The organism is Streptomyces sp. NPDC031426 (assembly GCF_055581585.1).
Genome location: NZ_JBVIJE010000032.1, coordinates 73588 through 95573, shown reverse-complemented (window position 1 = coordinate 95573; position 21986 = coordinate 73588). Strand labels below are relative to the sequence as shown.

The following is a 21986-nucleotide window of genomic DNA, read 5'->3' as shown; positions in this document are numbered from 1 at the left end:
TCCTCCCCCCTCACGAAAGGAAGGGGGGCGCCCCCCCCCCCCCCCCCCCCCCCCCCCCCCCCCCCCCCCCCCCGCCGCCGTACTCACATCACGGGGTCACGGGGTCACCCCCGCCAGCCCCCGTTTCCGTTCCCGTTGGTTCCGCCGTTCGTCTGCCCCTGGATGAAGTTGCCCGGGAGGGAGAAGGTCGGTGCCGGGGTGGCGCCGCCGATCGTGCCACCCGTGGTGCCGCCGTTGACCGTGCCGCCGTCAGCCGCGCCGCCGTCCGTCAGTCCGCCGATCAGTCCGCCGATCCCGCCCGTGCTGGTCCCGTTGTTGCCCCCGTCGGTCCCCCCTTGTCCTTTTCCCTGACCATCCCCCTTCTTGTGGTCGTCGGGGATGTTGATCAGGTTGAAGTCCTCCACGGGTTTGCCGGTCAGCGCGCCGGTCATCATGTCGCGCCAGATGGGGCCGGGGACCTGGCCGCCGTAGACCTTCTCGTTGTAGACGCCGCCGATGGTGATGTTCTTCATCTGGCGCTTGTGGGCCGGGTCGCCGACCCAGACCGCGCCCGCCATGTTGGGGGTGTAGCCGACGAACCAGGCCGCGTAGCGCTCGTCCGTCGTACCCGTCTTGCCCGCGCTCGGGCGGTCGCCGAGGCCGGCCTGCTGACCCGTGCCGTCCTCGACCACGCCCTTGAGGATCGTGCTGATGGTGTCGGCGGTCTTCTCCGACATCGCGCGCGAGCAGGTCGACTTGGGCACCTGGAGGGACTTCTCCGCGCTGCCGACCTTCTGCGTGATCGACTCTATGGCGATCGGGGTGCAGTACATGCCGCGCGAGGCGAAGGTGGCATACGCGTTCGCCATCGTCAGCGGCGACATCTCCTGGGTGCCCAGCGCGATGGAGGGGGCCTGGTCGATGGCCCGGCCGTCCGCGCGCCGCACGCCCATCCTGTTCGCCATGTCGGTGACGGGGCAGATGCCGATGTCGCTGATCAGCTGCACGTAGTAGGTGTTGACCGACTTGGCGGTCGCCTCCTTCATGCCGTACGGGCCGTGCTCCGACTCGTTCTCGTTCTGCAGCTTGGCGGGGTTGTTCGGATCGTTGCGCCAGACCTTGCCGTCGCACGCCTGCACGGGGCTCGGGTACGGCATCTCGTACGGCGACGGGTACTTCTGCGTCGGGGGCTTGCCGCCCTCGATCGCGGCCGCCGCGACGATCGGCTTGAACGTCGAACCGGGCTGGTAGCCGGCGCCGCCGCCCATGTCCGAGTTGACCGAGAGGTTGATCTGCGTCTCGTTCGTGCCGAAGCCGTACGGGCGGGACTGGCCCATGGCGAGGATCTTGCCCGTGCCCGGCTCCACGATGGTCGCGGCGGTCGCCACGGGGTCGGACTGGTAGACGTGGTTCTTGATGGACGCCTGCACCGAGTCCTGCGCCTGCGGGTCGAGCGTCGTACGGATCGTCAGGCCGCCCTGGTTCCACAGCTTGGCCCGGGACTCCTTGGTCCTGCCGAAGACCGGGTCGTTCAGGACGACGTCGCGGACGTAGTCGCAGAAGAAGCCGGCGCCCCTGACCGCGGTGATGCAGCCGTTCCTGGGCCGGCTCGGGTGCAGGCCGAGCGGCGTCTGCTTGGCCTGGTCGGCCTCCTTCTGGGAGATGTCGCCGACGTCCGCCATCCGCTGGAGCACGGTGTTGCGCCGCTTGGTGGCCTCCGCCTCGTCGTTGACCGGGTCGTAGCGGCTCGGGGACTGCACGATGCCGGCCAGCAGCGCCGACTCCTGGAGGTTCAGGTCCTTGGCGTGCTTGGAGAAGTAGCGCTGGGAGGCGGCCTCGACTCCGTAGGCCTGCTCACCGAAGAACGTGATGTTCAGGTAGTTCTCGAGGATCTTCTTCTTGCCGAGCTTCTCCTCGGTCTGGATCGCGTACTTCAGCTCCTTGATCTTGCGACCGAGGGTCTGCTGGGTGGCTTCGGCGACCTTCGTCGGGTCGTCGCCGGCCTCCTCGATGAAGTAGTTCTTCACCAGCTGCTGGGTGAGCGTGGAGGCGCCCTGGGCGACGCCGCCTTCCTGCGCGTTCTTGTTCAGGGCGCGCAGGACGCCCTTGAGGTCGATCGCTCCGTGCTGGTAGAAGCGCGCGTCCTCGATCGCGACGATCGCCTTCTGTATGTACGGCGACATGTCCTTGAGGTCCACCACCGTACGGTCGCGGGAGTAGACGCTCGCGATCTGCTTGCCCTGGTTGTCCAGGATGGTCGTGCGCTGACTGAGCTGGGGACTCTTGAGGTTGGCCGGGATCTCGTCGAAGCTCTGGACCGAGCCCTTGGCCGCGAGGCCCAGCGCGCCGGCCGCGGGCAGCGCGATGCCCGCCATCACGGCTCCGGCGAGCACACTGACACCGAGGAACTTGGCGGCCTGCTGCGTTGGCGACAGACCACGGCCCGAGCGCTTCTTTGGCATGGGGGCAGCCTAATCCGTACTGATGAGCGTTCCGAAAGGGTGACCGCATCACGGCACGGCAAAGGGCGACGCCCTACGTTCCCATTCGCCGGACACGCGCGCAGGCCTTGGCCTAAGCTGCTCTCAACTGTCACAGCAGTGCGGTCACGTATCAATACGTCCGGCGACCCCGAATCGTTCCGGGTGTACCCCATTTTTCGCACGTGGGCGTGACCGGCTTCTGAGGAGGACGTGTCCGAATCCGCCTCATGTGTCACCCGGCGCCCGTTGTGGCGCACCACAGCTGTCCTGGTTTGCCGGGATGGTCGCACATGTCGCCAGCTCACTCCCGCGGGTGATCTGCCGTTAACCCATAGTCCGTTCGGGCCATTCAAGATTGGGCCCGAAGGGGGTGTTGCGCTGTGCCCACCTTCCGTAACGTCCTCAACTGGCGGCGGTGAATATGCCGCTGCCGCCGTGGGGGAGCCTCGATTCGGGAGAGGACGGCGCCGGTATGGGCTGGGTAACCGACTGGAGTGCGCAGGCCGCCTGCCGCACTACCGATCCGGATGAACTGTTCGTTCAGGGAGCAGCGCAGAACAGGGCCAAGGCGGTGTGCACCGGTTGCCCGGTACGCACCGAATGTCTGGCCGACGCGCTGGACAACCGCGTGGAGTTCGGCGTGTGGGGAGGCATGACGGAGCGGGAGCGCCGCGCACTGCTGCGCCGCCGGCCCACCGTGACCTCCTGGCGCAGGCTCCTGGAGACCGCCCGCTCGGAGTACGAGCGCGATGCGGGCATCGTGCCCCTCGACAACGACGAGGTGTACGAGAACTACGCGGCGGTGAGCTGAGGAAACCGAGGGCATTCCCTCCGGCACATCCCCGGGGCACGAGGCTCCGATCCGGCATACGCCAAGGGAAACTTCCGGCGTGCGCCACGGAAGCAGGGTCGGGCTCAGGCCCGGGGCGCCGAGCGGGGTAGCCGTCCGCTCAGGTGACGCACGCTGTCCGTGCATGCGTTGCTCACGTCGGCCGCGCATGGGTGACGCACGCCGCCTGCGCATGCCTCGCTCACGTCGGCCGCAGGTGTGCCACCCACGCACGTACGACCGCTCGCCCCGCATGGCGCCGCGCGGCCACAGCCACGCAGCCGACCGCGCCGCAGCGGTAGGCCGTTGGCCCCCGGGGCCCTGCTACGGCCGCTCCGTCTGCCCTGCCGTGCCCGCTGACAGCCGGGTGCCGATGTCGCGCAGGCCGACGAGGTCATGGACGTCGCCGGGCAGCGCGGGTACTTCGACGACCGCCACCTCGGGGTGACGGGCGGTGAAACGGTCACGCGTGCGCTGCTCGCGCGAGAGCAGCTGCATGCGATCGGCGTGCAGTCGCAGCAGACCCGCGGTGAGCCGGTCGACGGAGCGCTCCGTATCGGCGGGGGAGCCTTCATCGGAAGCTGGGGCGTCGGTAGCGGCCTCGGATGCGGGAGATCGCGAACTGCCGTATGTGTCGGGAGAGTTACGAAGTCCAGCTTTCCCGTCCCCCTGATCCACAATGCGGGGGTCCTCAAGATTTTCGGCGGCGGCGAGCGCCCGCTCGGCCGACAGCCGGCCGGCGCCGCTGCCATGGACCCGGTTCAGCACCAGACCGACCAGCGGCATCTTCTCCGCGGCCAGCCGCTCCACGAAGTACGCCGCCTCGCGCAGCGCGTCCCGCTCCGGGGCCGCGACCACCAGAAACGCCGTACCGGGCGCCTGGAGCAGCTTGTACGTGGCGTCCGCGCGCGTACGGAACCCGCCGAAGGTGGTGTCCATCGCCGCCACGAACGTCTGCACGTCCTTCAGCAGCTGACCGCCCAGCAGCTTGCCGAGCGTGCCGGTCATCATCGACATGCCGACGTTGAGGAAGGCCATGCCCGCGCGGCCGCCGAGCTTGGCGGGGGCCGTCAGCAGCCGGATCAGCCGGCCGTCCAGGAAGGAGCCGAGCCGCTTCGGCGCGTCCAGGAAGTCCAGTGCCGAACGGGACGGCGGGGTGTCGACGACGATCAGGTCCCACTCGTCCTTCGCGCGCAGCTGGCCCAGCTTCTCCATCGCCATGTACTCCTGCGTGCCCGCGAAGCCCGCCGAGAGCGACTGGTAGAAGGGATTGGCCAGGATCGCGGCCGCCCGCTCGGGGTCCGCGTGCGCCTCCACGACCTCGTCGAAGGTGCGCTTCATGTCGAGCATCATGGCGTGCAGCTCACCCTCGCCCTCGGTGCCCTTCACCCGGCGCGGGACGTTGTCGAGGGAGTCGATGCCCATCGACTGGGCCAGCCGCCGGGCCGGGTCGATGGTGAGTACGACCACCTTGCGGCCCCGCTCGGCCGCTCTGAGGCCGAGGGCCGCCGCGGTCGTCGTCTTGCCGACCCCGCCCGAGCCGCAGCACACCACGATCCGGGTCTTCGGGTCGTCCAGCAGCGGGTCGACGTCCAGCACGCGTGCGGGGGAGAGACCGTGGGCCTTCTCCCGCCCGTCGGCCTTGGCCCGCGCGTCGGTCCTCTCCTGCCCGTCGGTCTTCTTCCGGCCCGCGGCTTTCTCCGGCCCCGCGGCCGTCCGTGCTGTTTCGGGCGCCTCGGGTGCCTCGGCCGGGTCCGGACTCATGTCAACCCCTGCTTCCGCAGCTCGGTGGCGAGTTCGTACAGGCCCGCCAGGTCCATGCCCTCGGCGAGCAGCGGCAGTTCGCCGAGCGGCAGCCCCAGCTCGCCGAGCACCGCGCGCTGCTCCTGCTCCAGTGCGTACCGCTCGGCGTACTCCGCCGCCTGGTCCAGCAGCGGGTCCACCAGCTTCTCCGCGTTCCCGCCGCGCCGGGCCCCGCCCAGCCCGGCCGCCGAGAGCGCCTGTGCGACGGAGGAACGCTCCACGGTCCGTACGAGTTCCAGGTCGGCCGCGTCCAACACCTCCGGCCGGACCATGTTCACGATGATCCGGCCCACCGGCAGCCGTGCCGTGCGCAGTTCGGCGATGCCGTCGGCGGTCTCCTGGACCGGCATCTCCTCCAGCAGCGTCACCAGGTGCACGGCCGTCTCCGGCGACTTCAGCACCCGCATCACCGCCTGCGCCTGATTGTGTATCGGGCCGATCTTCGCCAGGCCCGCCACCTCGTCGTTCACATTCAGGAAACGGGTGATGCGGCCGGTCGGCGGGGCGTCCATGACGACGTAGTCGTACGCGAACCGCCCGGAGCGGTCCTTGCGGCGCACGGCCTCGCACGCCTTGCCGGTGAGCAGGACGTCCCGGATGCCCGGTGCGATGGTGGTGGCGAAGTCGATCGCGCCGAGCTTCTTCAGGGCCCGGCCCGCGCCGCCGAGTTTGTAGAACATCTGGAGGTAGTCCAGAAGGGCCAGTTCGGCGTCTATGGCGAGGGCGTACACCTCGCCGCCGCCGGGGGCGACCGCGATCTTCCGCTCCTCGTACGGCAACGCCTCCGTCTCGAAGAGCTGGGCGATGCCCTGCCGGCCCTCGACCTCCACGAGAAGCGTCCGCTTCCCCTCGGTCGCGAGGGCCAGCGCCAGTGCGGCGGCGACCGTCGTCTTTCCGGTCCCGCCCTTGCCGCTGACGACCTGGAGCCTGCTCACGTCTTCGAGCCTAACCAGTCCGCTCGACACTCACGCGGGAGGCTGTGGATAAGGCAGGTCACTGTCCCCAAGGTCACAGGTCACCTACCCCGCGGACACAGGTCGCCGTCCCCCCGGTCACAGCGGCTACAGTCGGCCCCATGACCAAGTGGGAATACGCAACCGTGCCGCTGCTCGTCCATGCCACGAAGCAGATTCTGGACACCTGGGGCGAGGACGGCTGGGAGCTCGTCCAGGTCGTGCCCGGACCCAACAACCCCGAGCAGCTCGTGGCCTACCTGAAGCGGGAGAAGCAGGCATGAGCGCGGTCGAGGCCAAGCTGGCCGAACTGGGCCTGACCCTGCCGGAGGTCGTACCGCCGCTGGCCGCGTACCAGCCGGCCGTGCAGTCCGGTGTGTACGTCTACACCGCCGGCCAGCTGCCGATGGTCGAGGGCAAGCTGCCGGTCACCGGCAAGGTCGGCGCCGAGGTCACCGCCGAGGAGGCCAAGGACCTGGCCCGCACCTGCGCGCTGAACGCGCTGGCCGCCGTGAAGTCCGTGGTCGGTGACCTGGACCGCATCGCGCGCGTGGTGAAGGTCGTCGGCTTCGTGGCCTCCGCGTCCGACTTCACCGGGCAGCCCGGTGTCGTCAACGGCGCCAGCGAACTGCTCGGCGAGGTCCTCGGCGACAAGGGCGTGCACGCCCGCAGCGCGGTCGGCGTGGCGGTGCTGCCGCTGGACGCGCCGGTGGAGGTCGAGATCCAGGTCGAGCTCGCCCAGTAGCCCCCGGAACCGGTCCGCCGGACCGCGCTGACCTCGGGTACCTCTCGAACATTCGCACCGCGCGGGATAGCCTCCGCCCATGGCGAACGGTCAGTGGTACCCCCCGGAGTGGCCGGACCGCATCCGCGCGCTCGCGGACGGCACGCTCACCCCGGTGTCCCCGAGGCGCGCGGCCACGGTCCTGCTCCTGAAGGACACGCCGGACGGCCCCGCGGTCCACATGCTGCGCAGACGCGCCTCCATGGCCTTCGCCGGAGGCGCGTACGCGTATCCCGGCGGCGGTGTCGACCCGCGCGACGACGACCGTACGGTGCGCTGGGCGGGCCCCACGCGCGCGTGGTGGGCCGAGCGGCTCGGCGTCGACGAGTCGGGCGCCCAGGCGATCGTCTGCGCGGCCGTACGGGAGACGTACGAGGAGGCCGGCGTCCTGCTCGCCGGGCCCGACGCCGAGTCGGTCGTCGGCGACACCACCGGGGCGGACTGGGAGGCGGACCGGGCCGCGCTGGTCGCGCGCGAGCTGTCCTTCGCCGAGTTCCTGGACCGGCGTGGGCTGGTGCTGCGCTCGGACCTGCTGGGCGCCTGGACCCGCTGGATCACCCCGGAGTTCGAGGCCCGCCGCTACGACACCTGGTTCTTCGTGGCCGCCCTGCCCGAGGGCCAGCGCACCCGGAACGCCTCCACGGAGGCCGACCGCACGGTGTGGATCCGCCCCGCCGAGGCCGCCGCCCGCTACGACAAGGGCGAGCTGCTGATGATGCCGCCCACCATCGCCACCCTGCGCCAGCTGCTGCCGTACGCCACCGCCGCCGGGACGCTCGCGGCGGCCCGCGGGCGCGACATGACGCCGGTGCTGGCCCGCGCCCGCCTCCAGGGCGATGAGATTGTCCTGTCCTGGCCGGGGCACGAGGAGTTCACGAAGCACATTCCGACGGCACCGACGACCACCGGTGGAGGCCCCGCATGACCGACGCAGCCACCCTGCCGGGCCAGCCCCGCGGCCAGGTACTCTCCGGCCGGGCCACCGAACGGGCCGTCAACGTCCTCGCGCCCAACGCCTCCGCGATGACCCTGGACGGCACCAATACCTGGATCGTCGCCGAGCCCGGCTCCGACCTGGCCGTGGTGATCGACCCGGGCCCCCTGGACGAGGGCCATCTGCGCAACGTCGTCGACACCGCCGAGAAGGCCGGCAAGCGCATAGCCCTGACCCTGCTCACCCACGGCCACCCCGACCACGCCGAGGGCGCCGCCCGTTTCGCGGAACTGACCGGCACGCGCGTGCGTGCCCTCGATCCGGCGCTGCGCCTGGGCGACGAGGGCCTGGCCGCCGGGGACGTGATCACCGTCGGCGGCCTGGAGCTGAGGGTCGTACCGACCCCCGGGCACACCGCGGACTCGCTGTGCTTCCATCTGCCGGCCGACCGGGCGGTGCTGACCGGTGACACGATCCTCGGGCGCGGTACGACGGTCGTGGCGCACCCGGACGGCCGCCTGGGGGACTATCTGGACTCCCTGCGCCGGCTGCGGTCCCTGACGGTGGACGACGGCGTGCACACGGTCCTGCCGGGTCACGGGCCGGTCCTGGAGGACGCCCAGGGCGCCGTCGAGTTCTACCTCGCCCACCGCGCCCACCGGCTCGCACAGGTGGAGACGGCGGTCGAGGACGGCTACCGCACCCCGGCCCAGGTCGTCGCCCATGTGTACGCCGACGTCGACCGCTCCCTGTGGCCGGCGGCCGAGCTGTCGGTACGGGCCCAGCTGGACTATCTGAGCGAGCACGGGCTGATCTAGCCACGGCTCCCGGCTAGTCCGGCCTGGGTGCCTTGATGCCGTGCACGCGCGCGTACTCGTCGGCGAGCCAGGGGCCGAGGTCGTCGACGTACGTGCGCAGCAGCTCCGGTTCGCCGACGGGTTCGTAGCCGTACTCCGCCGCCGTACGCAGCTGTGCGCCCCGCTGTGGGTAGTAGGCGGCGAACGCCTCTGCCATCTCTCGCAGATCGCTGGTCCAGCCGTTCCAGCGGGGCATGACGAGCGTGAAGCCAGTGCGGACGAGACGGCGGGACATGAACCGCACGAGGGGGCGCCGGGCCTCCTCCCCGTCGGCGGCGTCCGCGATGCGCTCCCGCCAGCGGGGCAACACCAGGGCCAGGTCGCCGTTGGTCTCGCGGGCGAGCAGGGAGTCGGGGCGGTAGCGCGGCAGAAGCTCGGCGAGGTCCTCGCCCAGCAGCGGGGTGCACAGACAGGCCACGAACCAGCCCAGGTCGTACCGCTCCAGCTCGCTCAGCACCCGGTCTCGGCCGGACAGCAGCGTGCCGACGCCATCGATCTGCGGGAACTCCTTGTCGACGGCCTCATCCAGCGTCCGTGCGGCCTCCCGGTCCGCCTCGGTCGGCTCCTTCCGCAGCACGGCGAGCAGGTCCAGGTCGCTGCGGCCCACGCGCGCGGTGCCGCGCGGGATCGACCCGTAGAGGTAGGCGCTGTGCAGCCGCGCCCCGAAGACGTCCAGCAGCCGGTCCCGCGCTATGGCCACGACAGTACGGAAAGCGGCGGGCACGCGCGCGAGGGAGCCTTCGCGCGCGATGAAGCCCTGGTCGTCGAGCCCGGGCCGACGGATCGTTTCAGCCATGGGGCAACTGTGCCGCCCGGGAGACGGCCGCGCTGGGCATTTTCGGCGCGGCCGGCATCAGCGGCCCAGGCGGCAGCCCGGAGCGGCAAGGACAGCGGGGCCCGGCTCGCGAGAAGCGGACCCCGAGGTCGTACGGCCTGTACGGGCGTCAGCGCGAGCGCTTGGCCAGCCTCTCCACGTCCAGCAGGATGACGGCCCGCGCCTCCAGGCGGAGCCACCCGCGTTGGGCGAAGTCCGCCAGCGCCTTGTTCACGGTCTCGCGCGAGGCGCCGACCAGCTGGGCCAGCTCCTCCTGCGTCAGGTCGTGGACGACGTGGATGCCCTCCTCGGACTGCACGCCGAAGCGGCGCGACAGGTCCAGCAGGGCTCGTGCCACGCGGCCGGGGACGTCGGAGAAGACCAGGTCGGACATCGCGTCGTTGGTCTTGCGCAGACGGCGGGCGACGGCGCGCAGCAGGGCGCCGGCCACCTCCGGGCGGGCGTTCAGCCAGGGCTGGAGGTCGCCGTGGCCGAGACCGAGCAGCTTGACCTCGGTCAGCGCGGTCGCGGTCGCCGTACGGGGGCCCGGGTCGAAGAGCGACAGCTCGCCGATCAGCTCGCCGGGTCCGACGACGGCCAGCATGTTCTCGCGGCCGTCGGGGGAGGTGCGGTGCAGCTTGACCTTGCCCTCGGTGACGACGTACAGCCGGTCACCCGGGTCGCCCTCGTGGAACAGGGAATCGCCGCGTGCGAGGGTCACCTCACTCATGGAGGCGCGAAGCTCCGCGGCCTGCTCGTCGTCGAGAGCCGCGAAGAGCGGGTTGCGCCGCAGAACGTCGTCCACTGAGTTCTCTCCTTGTCGACCTGCTCAGGGGATCTTGCTCCCCCGAGTGCCAGGGGACCGTGTTCCCCATTTTGCCGGACGGTCCAAACAGTGTGATCTGTCACAAGGATGCCGCACAGGTGTCCCGAGGTAAGCGTCAGGGGTCCAATCGGGGACCGATCCACCGGGTCCGGAGCGGATGTCGGTGCCGGGCTCTAGGCTGGCCGGGTGTCCAAATCGCCGGTGAGAGCACAGGCCAAGGGGGCTTAGCGGGTGGTTGTACGTCGCGATTCCGCTGTGGGCGAACAGGGCTCCGGCGGCAGTAGGAAAACGGGAAAAACGGCAAAAAAGGTCACGCCGACCAAGAAGGCGGCCTCGAAGAAGGCGGCGCCGGCCAAGGCGGCGGCCACCAGCAAGAAGGCGGCGCCCGCCCAGAAGGCCGCCCCGGCCCAGAAGGCCGCCTCCGCCAAGACGGCCGCCTCGGTGAAGAAGGCCGCCTCGGTGAAGAAGGCCGCCTCGGCGAAGAAGGTCGCCCCCGCCAAGAAGGTCGTGGCCACCGGCGAGGCCGTGGTCCTGAAGAAGGCGGCGCCCGCCAAGACGGTCGCCGTGAAGCCGCCGAAGGAGGAGTCCCGCACCGCCCTGGTCCGCCGCGCCCGCCGCATCAACCGCGAGCTGGCCGAGGTGTACCCGTACGCCCACCCCGAGCTGGACTTCGACAACCCCTTCCAGCTGCTGGTCGCCACCGTGCTGTCGGCCCAGACCACCGACCTGCGCGTCAACCAGACCACCCCGGCGCTCTTCGCGAAGTACCCGACCCCCGAGGACCTGGCCGCCGCCAACCCGGAGGAGGTCGAGGAGATCCTTCGCCCCTGCGGGTTCTTCCGGATGAAGACCAAGTCGGTCATGGGGCTGTCCAAGGCCCTCGCGGAGGACTTCGGCGGCGAGGTGCCCGGCAGGCTGGAGGACCTGGTCAAGCTGCCCGGCGTCGGCCGCAAGACCGCCTTCGTCGTGCTGGGCAACGCCTTCGGGCGGCCGGGGATCACCGTGGACACCCACTTCCAGCGGCTCGTGCGCCGCTGGCAGTGGACCGAGGAGAGCGACCCGGACAAGATCGAGGCCGCCGTCGGCGCGCTGTTCCCGAAGAGCGAGTGGACCGACCTGTCCCACCATGTGATCTGGCACGGCCGCCGTATCTGCCACGCCCGCAAGCCCGCCTGCGGCGCCTGCCCGATCGCCCCGCTCTGCCCGGCCTACGGCGAGGGCGAGACCGACCCCGAGAAGGCGAAGAAGCTCCTGAAGTACGAGAAGGGCGGTTTCCCCGGCCAGCGCCTGAAGCCCCCGCAGGCCTACCTGGACGCGGGCGGCAGGCCGGCCCCGCCGCTGGGGGCCGCGTGACGGAACGATCTCGGGGTCCTCGGGCGTTGGACGGACAGAGCGAGGGGGGTGGCGATGGCGAGGGCCAGTGAGACGCGGGGCGGCGCGGTGACGCTGAGCAAGGAGGGGCTTCCGGAGTGGCTGGCGCCCGTGGTGCGGGCCGCCGAGACGGTCGAGCCGCTCCAGCTGAGCCGCTTCCTGCCGCCGGAGAACGGCTCGGGCCGCAAGTCGGCCGTGCTGATCCTGTTCGGCGAGGGCGAGCGCGGCCCGGAGCTGCTGCTGATGGAGCGCGCCGGCTCCCTGCGCTCGCACGCCGGGCAGCCGTCCTTCCCCGGCGGCGCGCTCGACCCCGAGGACGGCGATCCGCACCGCGACGGACCGCTGAGGGCCGCGCTGCGCGAGGCCGAGGAGGAGACCGGCCTGGACCCCTCCGGCGTCCAGCTCTTCGGCGCGCTGCCCGCGCTGTACATCCCGGTCAGCGGTTTCGTCGTCACGCCCGTGCTCGGCTGGTGGCGCGAGCCCAGCCCGGTGGGGGTCGTCGACCCGAACGAGACGGCGCGGGTGTTCACGGTCCCCGTGGCGGATCTCACGGACCCCGCCAACCGAGCCACCGCCGTCCACCCCAGCGGCCACCGAGGTCCGGCATTCCTGGTCGAATCGGCCCTGGTGTGGGGTTTCACGGCCGGGGTGATCGACCGTCTGCTGCATTTCGCGGGCTGGGAGCGCCCCTGGGACAGAGAGAAGCAGGTCCCACTCGACTGGCGCGCATGACAGGGTGATCCCGTGAACGTGCTGGACATCCTGTTGCTGGTCGCGGCCGTCTGGTTCGCGGTGGTGGGCTACCGCCAGGGCTTCGTCGTCGGCATCCTGTCGGTGATCGGGTTCCTGGGCGGCGGCCTCGTCGCCGTGTACACGCTTCCCGTGATCTGGGACGCCGTGACCGGTAACGCGAACGTCGGCACCACCGCCGCCGTGGTCGCCGTGGTCGTCGTCATCGTCTGCGCCTCCGTCGGCCAGGCCCTGACCACCCACCTCGGCAACAAGCTGCGCCGGTACATCACCTGGTCCCCGGCCCGCGCCTTGGACGCCACCGGCGGCGCCCTGGTCAATGTCGTCGCCATGCTGCTGGTGGCCTGGCTGATCGGCTCCGCCCTGGCCGGCACCACCCTGCCGACGCTCGGCAAGGAGGTCCGCGGCTCCAAGGTGCTCCTCGGTGTCTCCCGCGCGCTGCCCGCGCAGGCCAACACCTGGTTCGCGGACTTCTCCTCCGTCCTCGCGCAGAACGGCTTCCCGCAGGTCTTCAGCCCGTTCGCCAACGAGCCGATCAAGGACGTCCAGCCGCCCGACCCGGCCCTCGCGAACAGCCCGGTCGCCGCCCGCGCCCAGCGCTCCATCGTCAAGGTGACCGGCACCGCCCAGAGCTGCGGCAAGGTGCTGGAGGGCACCGGCTTCGTCTTCGCGAACCGCCGGGTCATGACCAACGCGCACGTCGTCGGCGGCGTCGACGCGCCCACCGTGCAGATAGGCGGCGAGGGCCGCAGGTACGCCGCCAAGGTGGTCCTGTACGACTGGAAGCGCGACATCGCCGTACTCGACGTACCCGACCTGAAGACGAACGCCCTGCGGTTCTCCGCGCAGGACGCGGCCGGCGGTGACGGCGCGATCGTCGCGGGCTTCCCGGAGAACGGCTCGTACGACGTGCGCGCCGCGCGCGTGCGCGGGCGCATCACGGCCAATGGCCCGGACATCTACCACCGCGGCACCGTCCGCCGCGACGTCTACTCGCTGTACGCGACCGTCCGCCAGGGCAACTCGGGCGGCCCGCTGCTCACCCCCGACGGCCGGGTGTACGGCGTGGTGTTCGCCAAGTCCCTCGACGACGCCGAGACCGGTTACGCCCTCACGGCGGACGAGATCCAGCCCGACGTCCAGCGGGGACGTACGGCGAGCGAGCAGGTGGGTACGGACAGCTGCGCCCTGTGACCCCCCGGACAGCCCGGGAGGGGCGTCAGCCGCGTGGGTGGCGCAGACGCACCGAGACCCAGCGTGCCCGGCGGCGCAGGATGCGCGGAATCCCCACCCGGAGGTCCGCTTCCGCGAGTTGCGGATTGCCTCGCTGAGACGTGCTCACACCGGCGCCGGAGCGGCGGTTGCGGGGTGCGTCACTGTAGTCGTGCGTCCAGCCCATACCCCGACGCATGCCCCTGCCCGAAGGTCGATAACCGCCTGAGCGCCGCCCAATTGGCCTATGCGGCGGGCATGTGGCCGTTCGGCGGACAACTGTTCAGGAACCGGATACTCCACGCATCGAAACGTCACCGCACGGTCACCGGTGTCCATCACCGATACGGGTGAACCGCACCGCAGTACGTGACCGGCGCGGGCGGGCGTCACCGGTCCGGTTCGGGATCCTTCAGCCAGTTGACGAGCTCGGTGGAGAAGGCGGCGGGGTCCTCCTCGTGCGGGAAGTGGCCGAGGCCGTCGAACAGGCGCCAGCGGTACGGCGCTTCGACGTACTCACCCGACCCGGCGGCGCTGCGCGTGCGCGTCACCGGGTCCAGCGAGCCGTGCAGATGCAGCGTGGGCACCCGCACCGGCCGCTTCATCCTGCGGTTGAACTGGATGCCGTCCGGGCGGGCCAGCGAGCGCACCAGCCAGCGGTAGGGCTCGATCGAGCAGTGCGCGGTCGACGGGATGCACATGGCCCGCTGGTAGGTCTGCACGGCCGCCTCCTCCGGCGGCTGCGGCCCGGACCAGTCCCGGAGCAGCCGGCCCACCAACGCGCCGCCATCTGCGGTGAGTTGACGTTCGGGAAGCCATGGCCGCTGGAAGCCCCAGATGTAGGAGTTGGCGGCCGTCTGCCGGGCGTCGCGCAGCATCGCCGCGCGCCAGCGCCGCGGATGCGGCATGGAGACGACCGCGAGCCGCCGTACGAGCTTGGGGCGCATCGCCGCCGCGGTCCACGCCAGATAGCCGCCCAGGTCATGGCCGACCAGCGCCGCGTCCGGTTCGCCGAGCGAGCGGATCACGCCGGTGACGTCGAGCGCGAGGTTGGCGGGGTCGTACCCGCGGGGCGTGCGGTCGCTGCCGCCGACGCCCCGCAGGTCCATCGCCACCGCCCGGTAGCCCGCGTCCGCGAGCGCGACCAGCTGGTGCCGCCAGGTCCACCAGAACTGCGGGAAGCCGTGCAGCAGCAGCACCAGGGGGCCGTCGCCGAGCTCGGCGATGTGGAAGCGCGCGCCGTTCGCGGCTACGTCCCTGTGCGTCCAGGGACCATCGATGCGTACGGCCGAGGGGGCTGGGTCCGTCATGACTGTGAGCGTGCCACAGCCTCGATGGCCGCGGGGGTGCGGTCCTCGGGCAGCTCCGCGCGCGGGTGCGGCTTGGCGTTCTGCAGTACGCCCGCCGTCTCCTTCATGGAGGCGGCCACCTTCTGCGGGCCCTTGCTCTTCTTGGCCTTCTTCGCGAACAGCGCGCCGATCAGCGCGAGGAGGCCGGCGAGAACCACGTTCGCCGCGAAGGACAGCACGAAGCAGATCGCCAGGTTCCAGTCGGTCCAGGTGCGGATGCCGTAGGCGAGCGCGAAGTTGAGCATCGGGAGCGAGAAGACGAGCAGCACCAGGGCCGCCGAGAACGCCCCGCCGCTGGCCGCGCCGCGCTTGACGTCCTGCTTCAGCTGGGCCTTGGCCAGGGCGATCTCGTCGTGCACCAGCGCCGACAATTCGGTCGTCGCCGAGGCGAACAGCTGGCCGATGCTGCGTTCGGCGCCGACCGGGCTGCCGTCGGGTGCGCTCATCGCATTCTCCCTTACGAGGTGTCTCGTGCCGCGGTGGCCGTGCCGTCGTACGTCATGCGCGTGCCGTACGTAGCCGGCGGATCCGCTCGTGTGGCCGTCTAGTTTTGTACCGTCTCGTCAGATCATGCCGGACGGTCGTCCTCCTCGCCTGCCCCGCCCGGCACTTCCTGAAGCCCGTGGCGCGCGGCGGCGGCCTTCTCGGCGGCGATCCGGCGGTGTTCGGCGGCCTTGCGCTCGTGGATCTCGGCCATGCGCAGGTGGTAGGCCGGGTCGTCCTGTTCGTAGACGTCCGGGATGCCGTCGAGGTCCTCGTCGCGCTCCTCTTCCTCGCACAGCCTGCGGTACTTGGCGTTGCGTATCTTCAGCAGCAGCGTCGCGCACACGGCAGCGAGGAGCGATCCGATGAGGACGGCCGCCTTGATCTCATCGGTGAGGACGGCGTCGCCGGCGAAGGCGAGTTCGCCGATGAGCAGGGAGACGGTGAAGCCGATGCCGGAGAGGGAGGCGACGGCGAAGACGTCGGCCCAGGCGAGCTCCTCGCTGAGGGAGGCGCGGGTGAAGCGGACGGTCAGCCAGGTGCCGCCGAAGATGCCGATCGTCTTGCCGACGACCAGGCCGAGGACGACGCCGAGCGTCTCCGGCTTGGTGAACACGTCCCCGAGTGCTCCGCCGGAGACCTTCACCCCGGCGCTGAACAGCGCGAACAGCGGTACGGCCAGCCCGGCGGACAGGGGCCGCACCAGGTGCTCGATGTGCTCGCCGGGCGCGTGCTGCTCGCCCTCCCGGGTGGTGCAGCGCAGCATCAGGCCCATCGCCACGCCGGCGATGGTGGCGTGCACGCCGCTGTTGTACATCAGCGCCCAGATCACCACGCCGAGCGGCACATACACGTACCAGCCGCGGACTCCCCTGCGCAGCAGCAGCCAGAACACCGCCAGTCCGGCGGCGGCCCCGCCGAGCGCGGCGAAGTTCAGCCGGTCGGTGAAGAAGATCGCGATGATCAGGATCGCGAAGAGGTCGTCGACCACCGCGAGGGTGAGCAGGAAGGCGCGCAGGGAGCTGGGCAGGGAGGTACCGATGACCGCGAGCACGGCGAGCGCGAAGGCGATGTCGGTCGCGGTGGGCACCGCCCAGCCCTGCGTCGAGCCGTGCCCGGTGAGGGTGGTGAGGGCGTAGACGAGCGCGGGTACGGCCATGCCGCACAGTGCGGCCACCACGGGCAGGACGGCCGCCCTGCGGTCGCGCAGGTCCCCGGCGACCAGCTCCCGCTTGAGCTCGATACCGGCCACGAAGAAGAACACCGCGAGCAGGCCGTCGGCGGCCCAGTGCGCCAGGGAGAGGTTCAGGCCGAGCGCCGCGGGGCCGAGGTGGAAGTGGCTGACGGACTCGTAGCTGTGGTGCAGAGCGGGGATGTTCGCCCAGATCAGCGCAGCCACGGCGGCGAGGAGCAGCAGGACACCGCCGACGGTCTCGGCCCGCAGCGCGTCCGCCACGAAGGCCCGCTCGGGCAGGGAGAGGCGTCCGAGCACCTTGCGGGGGGTTCTACGGGTGCGGGGTGCGGCCACGGCGGGGACCTCCGGGTCGTACGGCGATGATCACGCCGTCGCGCGGATCGCCGACGGCGTCGCCGACCAGACTTCCCGGCACACCTTGAGATCGCCATTTTACTCTGTTTTGACGCCAGAGGTTAGTGAGCCGAACGAAGGAGGGTGCCCGGTGGCGACACCGGGCACCCTCGCTGCCGTTCCGCCTAGTCCTCGCTGGGCGTCGCAGGCAGCTTCGTCTGGATCAGGTCCATGACCGTGCTGTCGGTCAGCGTGGTCACATCACCGAGCTGACGGTTCTCGGCCACGTCCCGCAGCAGACGGCGCATGATCTTGCCGGAGCGGGTCTTCGGCAGCTCGGCCACCGGCAGGATCCGCTTGGGCTTGGCGATCGGGCCGAGCGTGGCGCCCACGTGATTGCGCAGCTCGCCGACGAGCGCCTCGGTCTCCGCGGCCGTGCCGCGCAGGATCACGAACGCGACGATCGCCTGGCCGGTGGTCTCGTCGGCGGCACCGACGACGGCCGCCTCGGCGACCGACGGGTGCGAGACGAGCGCCGACTCCACCTCGGTGGTGGAGATGTTGTGCCCGGACACGAGCATCACGTCGTCGACCCGGCCCAGCAGCCAGATGTCGCCGTCGTCGTCCTTCTTCGCGCCGTCACCGGCGAAGTACTTGCCCTCGAAGCGGGACCAGTAGGTGTCGATGAACCGCTGGTCGTCGCCCCAGATGGTGCGCAGCATCGACGGCCACGGCTCGGTCAGCACCAGGTAGCCACCGCCGCCGTCGGGCACCTCGTTCGCCTCGTCGTCGACGACGGTCGCGGAGATGCCGGGCAGCGGGGTCTGCGCGGAGCCGGGCTTGGCCTCGGTGACGCCGGGCAGCGGCGAGATCATCATCGCGCCGGTCTCGGTCTGCCACCAGGTGTCCACGACGGGCGTCCTGTCCGCGCCGATGTTCTTGCGGTACCAGATCCACGCCTCGGGGTTGATGGGCTCACCCACCGAGCCGAGGACGCGCAGCGAGGACAGGTCGAACTTGGCGGGGATGTCGTCGCCCCACTTCATGAACGTCCGGATCGCCGTCGGCGCGGTGTAGAGGATCGTGACCTTGTACTTCTGCACGATCTCCCAGAACCGGCCCTGGTGCGGGGTGTCCGGCGTGCCCTCGTACATCACCTGCGTCGCGCCGTTGGCCAGCGGGCCGTACACGATGTACGAGTGCCCGGTGACCCAGCCGACGTCGGCCGTGCACCAGTACACGTCCGTCTCCGGCTTGAGGTCGAAGACCGCCCAGTGCGTGTACGCCGTCTGGGTGAGGTAGCCGCCGGAGGTGTGCAGGATGCCCTTCGGCTTACCGGTCGTGCCGGAGGTGTAGAGGATGAACAGCGGGTGCTCCGCCTCGAACGCCTCCGGGGTGTGCTCGGCGGACTGCCGCTCGACGCGCTCGTGCCACCACACGTCCCGGCCCTCGGTCCACGCCACGTCCTGACCGGTACGGCGCACCACCAGCACATGCTCGACGTTGTCGACCTTGGAGATCGCCTCGTCCACGGCCGGCTTGAGGGCGGACGGCTTGCCGCGCCGGTAGCCACCGTCGGCGGTGATGACCACCTTGGCGTCGGCGTCCTGGATGCGCGTCGCGAGTGCGTCCGCCGAGAAGCCGCCGAAGACGACCGAGTGCGCGGCACCGATCCGGGCCGAGGCCAGCATCGCGATCGCGGTCTCGGGGATCATCGGCATGTAGATGGCGATCCGGTCGCCCTTGCGGACACCCAGCTCCAGCAGGGCGTTGGCCGCCTTGCAGACCTCGTCCTTCAGCTCGGCGTAGGTGATCGAGCGGCTGTCGCCGGGCTCACCTTCGAAGTGGATGGCGACACGGTCCCCGTGTCCCGCCTCCACATGCCGGTCCACGCAGTTGTAGGCGACGTTCAGCTCGCCGTCCTTGAACCACTTCGCGAACGGCGGGTTCGACCAGTCCAGCGTCTCGGTCGGTTCCTTGGCCCAGGTCAGCCGGCGGGCCTGCTCGGCCCAGAAGCCGAGCCTGTCAGCCTTGGCCTGTGCATACGCCTCCGCGGTGACGTTGGCGTGCGCGGCCAGGTCGGCGGGGGGCGCGAACCTGCGTTCTTCCTTGAGCAGGTTGGCCAGGCTCTCGTTACTCACGACATCTCCCTTTCGAAGGGTGTCCGTTGTGTCCCAGGCCACAGCTCATCAGACGCGGGGGTCCGATGACAAGGGTCATCGGCTAAATTGGTTTAGACCTGTTGGTGAGTCCTTTTCCCGGGCCGAGCCGTGAGCCTGTCACGCCGGACTGCGTGCCTCCCTCACAGGCGCCCCGTCCGTGACACTTCCCCGGACGTCCTCGAACGCGCCGTCTCCCTCCCTCTCGTTACCCGCCAGCAAGTACGCCTGTGCCTCGCCCACGTGGAAGTACATCCCGTGCAGCTCCAGTCCGCCCCTGGCCAGCGCCCGGGCCACCGGGCCGTGCGCCCGCAGGTGCTCCAGCTGCTGGATCACGTTGATCAGGCACAGCTGCTCCACCGCGTCCGCCGGGGCCCGCCCGGCGAGCCGGGGCCAGCCGCGCCGGTGCCCGGCCATCCGCGCCAGACTCGGCAGCCCGTGCCGCAGCCAGCGGCGCAGCGGGGTCTCCTCGTCCGCGTGGGTCGCGGTCAGCAGCGCCTGCATCGCCCCGCACCCCGAGTGCCCGCACACGGTGATGGAGCGCACGCCGAGCACCTCCACCGCGTACTCGACGGCGGCCGCCACCGACTCGTCGCCGTGCTCCTCGCCCGGCATCGGCACCAGGTTGCCGATGTTGCGGACGACGAACAGATCGCCGGGACCACTGGCGGTGATCATCGACGTGACGAGCCGGGAGTCGGCACAGGTGAGGAAGAGTTGAGCGGGCCGCTGGCCCTCCCGGGCTAGCCGCGCCAGCTCGTCCCGTACCAGCGGCGCGGTGTGGCGCTGGAACGAGCCGATCCCGCGGACCAGTTCGCGCCCGGCCGCCCGTCCCGCCGGGGCGGTGACGGCCTCCGGGAGGCAAGACCGGTGATTTCGCCAGGGCGTCCAGGGCCGACACCGGCACGTGACGGATGGGGGTGGTCCAGTGGGCGGGGGAGGTTCGGTGGGAGGGGTTGGCTTGGTGGGCGGGGTCTGTCCGGTGGGCGGGGGTGGATCTGTGGGTGGGGGCTGTTCGGCGGATGGGATCGACCCGGTGGATGGGTTCGACCCGGTGGGTGGGGTCGGCCCGGTGGGTGGGGGCGGTTCGGTGGATGGGTTCGACCCGGTGGGTGGGGGCTGTTCGGCGGACGGGGTCTGTCCGGTGGGCGGGGTCGGTGTGGCGGTCAGGGTCGACCCGGTGGGCGGGGTCGGTGTGGCGGTCAGGGTCGGTTCGATGGGCGGGGTCGGTGTGGCGGTCAGGGTCGGTTCGATGGGCAGGGCCGGAGTGGCGGTCAGGGGCGACCCGGTGGGCGGATTCGGCTCGGCGGTCAGGGCAGGTGCGGCGGTCCGGATTCCGCCGCGTCTGCCCCTCAGCTCGGCCGTACCGCCGCGTGCGGTGTGGGAGCTGCGCCAGTCCTGCAGCGACTCGTATGCCGCGTGGTCCATGAACGAACCGTCCAACTCCACGACGACGTGGGCGCCTTGGGGTACGAGATGCAGGGACCGGCTGAGCCGGGGCACCGCGAGGAACGTCAGCTGACCTCGGATTCTTACGTGATGGACTCCTTCCTTCTCTTCGTGGGTGATGTGGGTGCGGGCGAGGCGGCGCAGGGCGACGGCGACCGCCACGGCGACCCCGAGGAGCACGCCCTGCAGGACGCCGAGGAGCACCACACCGAGTGTGGTCGCGGCGTAGACCAGCACTTCGCGGTGGCGCGTCACCGCGCGGATGTGGTGCAGGGACACCATCTGGATACCGACGGCCATGACCAGGGCGGCGAGGGAGGCGAGCGGGATCTCCTCCAGGGCCGGGACCATCAGCAACGCGGCGACTACTACGAGAACGCCGTGCAGCATCGTGGAGTTCCGGCTCACCGCACCCGACTTCACATTCGCGATGCTGCGCACGGCCACCCCGGCCACCGGCAGTCCGCCGAGCGCCCCGGAGACCATGTTGGCGGCGCCCTGGCCCAGCAGCTCTCGGTCCAGGTCGGAGCGGGGGACCGGGCAAGGACGGGCCGCGACCAGTTTGTCCACGGCCACCGCACCGAGCAGCGACTGCACGCTGCACACCAGGGTGGTGGTGAGCACCGCGGCGGCGAGGCCGGGCGCCGCGCCCTCGGGCAGTCCGGCCAGGGCGTGGGTGCGCCACGACGGCAGGTCGACCCGGGGCAGGGTCAGGTCGGCGAGGGCCGCCGTGGCGGTGGCCCCGGCGACGGCGACGAGGGCGGCCGGCACGCGCCGGAGCGTCCGGCCGGTGCGACCGGGCAGGCGGGGCCAGGCCAGCAGCAGCGCGAGCGTCAGCGCGCTCATCGAGACGGCCGCCGGATGCAGATGGGCCAACTCGGCAGGCAACGCACGGACGTTGGCGAGAACGGAGCTGTCCGGACTGCCGCCGAGCACGATGTGCAGTTGGGCGACGGCGATGGTGATGCCGATCCCGGCGAGCATGCCGTGCACCACGGCCGGGCTGACCGCGAGCGCGCCGCGCGCCACCCGCAGGCAGCCGAGGCCGAGTTGGGCCACTCCGGCGAGGACGGTGATGCCGCAGGTCGCCCGCCAGCCGTAGCGGTGGATCAGGTCGGCGGTGACCACGGTGAGTCCGGCGGCGGGACCGCTGACCTGGAGCGGGCAGCCGCCGAGCCGGCCGGCGACGAGTCCGCCCACGGCGGCGGCGACGAGGCCGGCCTGGAGCGGGGCACCGGTGGCCAGGGCGATGCCGAGGGACAGGGGCAGGGCGATCAGGAACACCGCGACGGACGCCGAGAGGTCGGCGCCCGCCACGGGGAAGCGGCGCCGGCGGCCGGGCGGCGGGCTGTGCGGCGGGTGCGGATGCTGGGTGTGCGGGGGTGCGCAGGCTGACATGGTCCCGTCTCCTCCGGGGCGGCGG

At 71.2% G+C, this 21986-nt stretch carries 19 protein-coding genes; 8 read left to right on the top strand and 11 right to left on the bottom strand.

Annotated features, from left to right (window positions below):
- Nucleotides 1–104 precede the first annotated feature (104 nt).
- Nucleotides 105–2441: a transglycosylase domain-containing protein gene (locus ACZ5NH_RS39065; RefSeq protein ID WP_468782336.1), complete on the bottom strand. Its 2337-nt coding sequence runs from the start codon at nucleotides 2439–2441 to the stop codon at nucleotides 105–107.
- A gap of 493 nt (nucleotides 2442–2934) precedes the next feature.
- Here ACZ5NH_RS39065 and wblA point away from each other — a divergent pair, with 493 nt between their 5' ends.
- Nucleotides 2935–3273, top strand: coding sequence for a transcriptional regulator WblA (gene wblA, locus ACZ5NH_RS39060; protein WP_468782334.1), 339 nt, complete (start codon nucleotides 2935–2937; stop codon nucleotides 3271–3273).
- Between the two features lie 342 nt (nucleotides 3274–3615).
- On the opposite strand, the gene bagB is transcribed toward wblA, so the two are convergent.
- Both bagB and bagA read right to left on the bottom strand, forming a co-directional pair.
- Nucleotides 3616–5055 carry an ATPase BagB gene (bagB, locus tag ACZ5NH_RS39055; RefSeq protein WP_468782332.1) on the bottom strand — a complete coding sequence of 480 codons (1440 nt, stop codon included), beginning with the start codon at nucleotides 5053–5055 and terminating at the stop codon, nucleotides 3616–3618.
- Nucleotides 5052–6029 (bottom strand): ATPase BagA, encoded by a 978-nt coding sequence (bagA, locus tag ACZ5NH_RS39050; RefSeq protein ID WP_468782330.1) that lies wholly within the window; start codon nucleotides 6027–6029, stop codon nucleotides 5052–5054. Before bagA ends, bagB begins: the two co-directional genes overlap by 4 nt.
- Nucleotides 6030–6169: 140 nt before the next feature.
- On the opposite strand from bagA, the gene ACZ5NH_RS39045 reads away from it, so the two are divergent.
- The 4 genes from ACZ5NH_RS39045 (at nucleotide 6170) to ACZ5NH_RS39030 (ending at nucleotide 8583) form a co-directional block, all read left to right on the top strand.
- On the top strand, nucleotides 6170–6331 hold the full coding sequence (locus tag ACZ5NH_RS39045; protein ID WP_003975360.1) for a DUF4177 domain-containing protein: 162 nt from the start codon (nucleotides 6170–6172) through the stop codon (nucleotides 6329–6331).
- Nucleotides 6328–6792, top strand: coding sequence for a RidA family protein (locus tag ACZ5NH_RS39040; RefSeq protein WP_228624160.1), 465 nt, complete (start codon nucleotides 6328–6330; stop codon nucleotides 6790–6792). Before ACZ5NH_RS39045 ends, ACZ5NH_RS39040 begins: the two co-directional genes overlap by 4 nt.
- A 79-nt stretch (nucleotides 6793–6871) precedes the next feature.
- Nucleotides 6872–7756, top strand: coding sequence for an NUDIX hydrolase (locus tag ACZ5NH_RS39035; protein ID WP_468782328.1), 885 nt, complete (start codon nucleotides 6872–6874; stop codon nucleotides 7754–7756).
- Nucleotides 7753–8583: an MBL fold metallo-hydrolase gene (locus tag ACZ5NH_RS39030; protein WP_468782326.1), complete on the top strand. Its 831-nt coding sequence runs from the start codon at nucleotides 7753–7755 to the stop codon at nucleotides 8581–8583. The genes ACZ5NH_RS39035 and ACZ5NH_RS39030 overlap by 4 nt, the downstream gene beginning before the upstream one ends.
- Before the next feature lie 13 nt (nucleotides 8584–8596).
- Here ACZ5NH_RS39030 and ACZ5NH_RS39025 read toward each other — a convergent pair whose 3' ends face one another.
- Together ACZ5NH_RS39025 and ACZ5NH_RS39020 are read right to left on the bottom strand one after the other, a co-directional pair.
- Nucleotides 8597–9418: a nucleotidyltransferase domain-containing protein gene (locus tag ACZ5NH_RS39025; RefSeq protein WP_468782324.1), complete on the bottom strand. Its 822-nt coding sequence runs from the start codon at nucleotides 9416–9418 to the stop codon at nucleotides 8597–8599.
- A gap of 148 nt (nucleotides 9419–9566) precedes the next feature.
- Nucleotides 9567–10241 (bottom strand): Crp/Fnr family transcriptional regulator, encoded by a 675-nt coding sequence (locus ACZ5NH_RS39020; RefSeq protein WP_014674022.1) that lies wholly within the window; start codon nucleotides 10239–10241, stop codon nucleotides 9567–9569.
- A 276-nt stretch (nucleotides 10242–10517) separates the two neighbouring features.
- Between ACZ5NH_RS39020 and nth the strand changes: the two genes are divergently transcribed.
- Genes nth through ACZ5NH_RS39005 form a run of 3 tightly spaced genes read left to right on the top strand, consistent with a single transcriptional unit; the run spans nucleotide 10518 to nucleotide 13577 of the window.
- Nucleotides 10518–11615, top strand: coding sequence for an endonuclease III (nth, locus tag ACZ5NH_RS39015; RefSeq protein ID WP_468782264.1), 1098 nt, complete (start codon nucleotides 10518–10520; stop codon nucleotides 11613–11615).
- 54 nt (nucleotides 11616–11669) lie between these two features.
- The gene (locus tag ACZ5NH_RS39010; RefSeq protein WP_388623610.1) at nucleotides 11670–12365 is read left to right on the top strand and encodes an NUDIX hydrolase; all 696 of its coding nucleotides are present in this window, start codon (nucleotides 11670–11672) and stop codon (nucleotides 12363–12365) included.
- A gap of 12 nt (nucleotides 12366–12377) precedes the next feature.
- Entirely contained in the window at nucleotides 12378–13577 is a 1200-nt protein-coding gene (locus ACZ5NH_RS39005; RefSeq protein WP_468782262.1) for a MarP family serine protease, read from the top strand.
- A 25-nt stretch (nucleotides 13578–13602) separates the two neighbouring features.
- On the opposite strand, the gene ACZ5NH_RS39000 is transcribed toward ACZ5NH_RS39005, so the two are convergent.
- The 6 genes from ACZ5NH_RS39000 to ACZ5NH_RS38975 form a co-directional block, all read right to left on the bottom strand.
- Nucleotides 13603–13782 carry a hypothetical protein gene (locus ACZ5NH_RS39000; RefSeq protein ID WP_365723261.1) on the bottom strand — a complete coding sequence of 60 codons (180 nt, stop codon included), beginning with the start codon at nucleotides 13780–13782 and terminating at the stop codon, nucleotides 13603–13605.
- A gap of 202 nt (nucleotides 13783–13984) precedes the next feature.
- A complete protein-coding gene (locus tag ACZ5NH_RS38995) occupies nucleotides 13985–14905 on the bottom strand; it encodes an alpha/beta fold hydrolase (RefSeq protein ID WP_451552823.1) in 921 nt (306 codons plus the stop codon).
- Nucleotides 14902–15390, bottom strand: a complete 489-nt coding sequence (locus ACZ5NH_RS38990) for a phage holin family protein (RefSeq protein ID WP_468782259.1) — start codon at nucleotides 15388–15390, stop codon at nucleotides 14902–14904. Before ACZ5NH_RS38990 ends, ACZ5NH_RS38995 begins: the two co-directional genes overlap by 4 nt.
- Before the next feature lie 122 nt (nucleotides 15391–15512).
- Nucleotides 15513–16955 carry a Na+/H+ antiporter NhaA gene (gene nhaA, locus ACZ5NH_RS38985; RefSeq protein WP_468782257.1) on the bottom strand — a complete coding sequence of 481 codons (1443 nt, stop codon included), beginning with the start codon at nucleotides 16953–16955 and terminating at the stop codon, nucleotides 15513–15515.
- Nucleotides 16956–17140: 185 nt separating this feature from the next.
- Nucleotides 17141–19096 (bottom strand): acetate--CoA ligase, encoded by a 1956-nt coding sequence (acs, locus tag ACZ5NH_RS38980; RefSeq protein ID WP_468782255.1) that lies wholly within the window; start codon nucleotides 19094–19096, stop codon nucleotides 17141–17143.
- 138 nt (nucleotides 19097–19234) lie between these two features.
- Nucleotides 19235–21961: a SulP family inorganic anion transporter gene (locus ACZ5NH_RS38975; protein ID WP_468782253.1), complete on the bottom strand. Its 2727-nt coding sequence runs from the start codon at nucleotides 21959–21961 to the stop codon at nucleotides 19235–19237.
- Nucleotides 21962–21986 lie beyond the last annotated feature (25 nt).

Excerpts from the sequence above, each read along its gene's own strand:
- ACZ5NH_RS38990 (WP_468782259.1), bottom strand. The coding sequence starts at position 15,390 with ATGAGCGCACCCGACGGCAGCCCGGTCGGCGCCGAACGCAGCATCGGC.
- ACZ5NH_RS39025 (WP_468782324.1), bottom strand. The coding sequence starts at position 9,418 with ATGGCTGAAACGATCCGTCGGCCCGGGCTCGACGACCAGGGCTTCATC.
- ACZ5NH_RS39045 (WP_003975360.1), top strand. The coding sequence starts at position 6,170 with ATGACCAAGTGGGAATACGCAACCGTGCCGCTGCTCGTCCATGCCACG.
- ACZ5NH_RS39035 (WP_468782328.1), top strand. The coding sequence starts at position 6,872 with ATGGCGAACGGTCAGTGGTACCCCCCGGAGTGGCCGGACCGCATCCGC.
- ACZ5NH_RS39000 (WP_365723261.1), bottom strand. The coding sequence starts at position 13,782 with ATGGGCTGGACGCACGACTACAGTGACGCACCCCGCAACCGCCGCTCC.
- wblA (WP_468782334.1), top strand. The coding sequence starts at position 2,935 with ATGGGCTGGGTAACCGACTGGAGTGCGCAGGCCGCCTGCCGCACTACC.
- ACZ5NH_RS39030 (WP_468782326.1), top strand. The coding sequence starts at position 7,753 with ATGACCGACGCAGCCACCCTGCCGGGCCAGCCCCGCGGCCAGGTACTC.
- ACZ5NH_RS39065 (WP_468782336.1), bottom strand. The coding sequence starts at position 2,441 with ATGCCAAAGAAGCGCTCGGGCCGTGGTCTGTCGCCAACGCAGCAGGCC.
- ACZ5NH_RS38995 (WP_451552823.1), bottom strand. The coding sequence starts at position 14,905 with ATGACGGACCCAGCCCCCTCGGCCGTACGCATCGATGGTCCCTGGACG.
- ACZ5NH_RS39040 (WP_228624160.1), top strand. The coding sequence starts at position 6,328 with ATGAGCGCGGTCGAGGCCAAGCTGGCCGAACTGGGCCTGACCCTGCCG.
- ACZ5NH_RS39010 (WP_388623610.1), top strand. The coding sequence starts at position 11,670 with ATGGCGAGGGCCAGTGAGACGCGGGGCGGCGCGGTGACGCTGAGCAAG.
- bagB (WP_468782332.1), bottom strand. The coding sequence starts at position 5,055 with ATGAGTCCGGACCCGGCCGAGGCACCCGAGGCGCCCGAAACAGCACGG.
- ACZ5NH_RS38975 (WP_468782253.1), bottom strand. The coding sequence starts at position 21,961 with ATGTCAGCCTGCGCACCCCCGCACACCCAGCATCCGCACCCGCCGCAC.